Annotated in this window: 3 protein-coding genes; all 3 read right to left on the bottom strand. The window is 61.6% G+C overall.

The annotated features are described in order from the left end of the window. The coding region (locus P8Y64_14325; GenBank protein ID MEJ2061625.1) for an acyl-CoA dehydrogenase family protein at positions 1–863 on the bottom strand (863 nt) is incomplete at its 3' end. A gap of 211 nt (positions 864–1,074) precedes the next feature. Next, on the bottom strand, positions 1,075–1,926 hold the full coding sequence (locus P8Y64_14320; protein MEJ2061624.1) for a YiiX/YebB-like N1pC/P60 family cysteine hydrolase: 852 nt from the start codon (positions 1,924–1,926) through the stop codon (positions 1,075–1,077). Positions 1,927–2,029: 103 nt separating this feature from the next. Further along, positions 2,030–2,920 (bottom strand): aminotransferase class V-fold PLP-dependent enzyme (locus tag P8Y64_14315; GenBank protein ID MEJ2061623.1); only part of this gene is annotated, 891 nt, incomplete at its 5' end.

Raw genomic sequence — 2,920 nt, 5'->3', positions numbered from 1 at the left:
TGGCGGTTGCCGATTTCCACGCCGGGCGTATCGGTCGGAATCAACGCCAGGGTGATGCCGAGGGCGGTCTGCTCGCCGAGCAGATGCTCCGGGTCGTACAGCTTGAAGGCCAGCCCCAGTACGGTGGCCACCGGCCCCAGGGTGATGTAGCGCTTTTCCCAGTTGAGCCGGATGCCGAGCACGTCCTTGCGCCCTTCGAATTCGCCGCGGCACACGATGCCGGTATCGGGTATCGCGCCGGCGTCACTGCCCGCTAGGGGACCGGTCAGGGCAAAGCAGGGGATTTCCTCGCCCGTGGCGAGACGCGGCAGGTAATGGTCGCGTTGCGACTGGGTGCCGTAACGCAACAGCAATTGGGCGGGACCCAGCGAGTTGGGCACCATGACGGTGACCGCCGCCGTCACACTGCGGCTGGCGAGTTTCATCACCACCTCGGAATGCGCCAGCGCCGAAAACTCCAGACCGCCGTAGCGGCGCGGAATGATCATGCCGAACAGCTTGTGCTCCTTGATGAAGGCCCACACCGCGGGCGGCAGATCGCAAAGCTCGTGGGTGATCTCCCAGTCGTCGATCATGCCGCACAGCGTTTCCACCGGACCGTTCAGAAAGGCCTGCTCCTCTTCGCTCAGGCGGGCGGCGGGATAGTCGCGCAGTTTGTTCCAGTCGGGCTTGCCCGAAAACAGCTCGGCGTCCCACCAGACGCTGCCGGCCTCGATGGCCTCGCGCTCGGTGTCGGATATCTGGGGCAGGGCGTTGCGCAACAGGCGCAGGATATGCAGCGAAACCAGATACCGGCGCAGGGGCGGAATGGTGACGGGTATGAGGAAGACGAGGAATACTGCCCACAGGATCCATCCTGTCATCGTGATCCCGCCGGGCAACGTGAGTGCCGCACCGAACAGAACCAGCGCGATTGTGCTCAGCCAGAATGGCGGACGGAAATACGCCAAGACCCCGATCAGTGCCATTCCCGCCAGGAACCCGATCATCCGGCATCCTCCTCAATTCGATATTGTCGTTGTTGTTCTTTGTATTGCGTGCAGCGTGCATCAATGCTCAACAGGATCGTGCGTGTCAGACCTCCTCCTTGGTTGCGATGCCGGTCACCGGCACTTCAGTCGATTCATGCTGATCGCTCCGGTCGGCACACCAGGGCAGATCCCGGTAGACCGCGCATTCGCTCACCGGATAAAGGGGATATTTGATGATGTCGAAGTAGGGCGACATATCGAAATCCCGCGGCGTGAACAATTTCACATTACGTTTTTCTAGCCGAGTTTCTCCCCCGGCGCCACGCCGAACGACGGGCAGCACCGGGAAATGCACCTTCTGGAAGGCCTCGGCCATCATGGTGGAACAAATGGTGCGCGTCGCTTCGCCGGCATGGGTTTCGAACAAGGTGGAACGCCAGCGGCGCGGCAGCAGGGGATAGGGGAACAGGAAGCGCGCCAGGTCGAGCAACTGGCGGAAATCATAGGCGAGGCCGAGGCGGCTGACCGCCTCCTCGACGACGATAGCGGCATCATGCGTGGACAGGCCGGTGGGCCGGCACAGCCGCAGGTGAAAGGATCGATACCTTTCCAGAGGGGAAATGCGGACCCCGATCCCGAGTTCGGCCTCGATGAGCAAGGGCACATCGGCCGGTCCGTCGTAGAACTGGCGGACGCGTTCGTGCACGATCGGATCACCGATCTCGTCGAGTGCGCCGATATACAGCGCGGAATGGGTCCAGGGGGAGGTATTGATGGTCTTGATGATCCGGCTCAGGCGCGTGTTGCCTTCCACCAGAATCACGTCGGCGGGGCGGGCCTGTTCGCGCAGCTGTTCGTAGTCGGAAAGCCCGGCGTGGGTGTCGCTATCCACGGGTTGCACCAGCCAACGGGTCAGGGCATTGGCACAGGCGACTTTGAGCTTACGCAGAATCATCACTTCCCTTGGCGGCGGGATTTTCCTCGTTGTGTTTATTAAGTTTAGACAACGATCCCCGAAATCGTTTTGCATCTTCCATACGTCAACCCGGGAAGGGCCGCTAGGCCCCGGTCAGCAGCGTCAGGGCACGGTCCATATCCTCGCGGCTGGTGTAGTAGTGGGGCGAAAACCGGATGCCACCGCCGCGCAGTGCGCACAGCACGCCCTGCCCCTGGAGATGCTCGTAGACCGCCGCCACGTCGCCCGGCGGCCGGAAGGTCAAAATTCCCGAACGACGCTCCGGACGCAGATCGGACAGGATTTCCATATTTTTTTCTTCTAATTTTTCAATTAGATACTGAATATTCTTAGAAATATTCTCAGATATAATTTCAAGCCCGGTTTCCCGAATCAGGGACAGGCTGGCCTGCAGGCCGTGGATACCCAGCATATTGGGGCTGCCGCATTCGAATCGCCGGGCGCTGTACGCCGGCTCCCAGTCCTCGCGGTCGAAATCGTGGGCGTGCTCGACCATGTGCCAGCCGTACTGGTGCAGCCCGAGCGTGTCACGCAGTTCCGGGCGCGCGTAAAACAGGGCGATGCCCTCAGGACCCAGCATCCACTTGTGGCCGTCCGCCACCACGAAGTCGGCCTGCACCGTCTGCACGTCGAAGGGCAGCGCGCCGAGCTGCTGGATCGCATCCACGCAAAACAGGATTTTGCGCTCGCGGCAGAAGGCGCCGATACGCGCCAGATCCATGCGCAGACCGGTAGCGTACTGGACTGCGCTGATGGCGATTACACGGGTGTTGTCGTCAACCAGGGCGAACAGCTCGGCTTCGGGATCGTCAGCTGCGCTCAAATCCGCCAACCGGGCCTCGACGCCGAAGCGAGATTCGAGCGACTGCCAGACAATGCGGTTGGAAGGGAACTCCTGGCGTGAAGTCACCACATTCTGTCCGGGCTTCCAGTCCAGACCGTGGGCGACCACGGACAGGCCTTCAGAGGTATT

The sequence above is a fragment of the Gammaproteobacteria bacterium genome, assembly GCA_037388465.1.
Classification (GTDB): Bacteria; Pseudomonadota; Gammaproteobacteria; order SpSt-1174; family SpSt-1174; genus JARRKE01.
This window is presented reverse-complemented; position numbering and strand designations above follow the sequence as displayed.

What these genes read in the sequence shown, in the direction of transcription:
- P8Y64_14320 (MEJ2061624.1), bottom strand. Translation starts at nt 1,926, where the DNA reads ATGATTCTGCGTAAGCTCAAAGTCGCCTGTGCCAATGCCCTGACCCGT.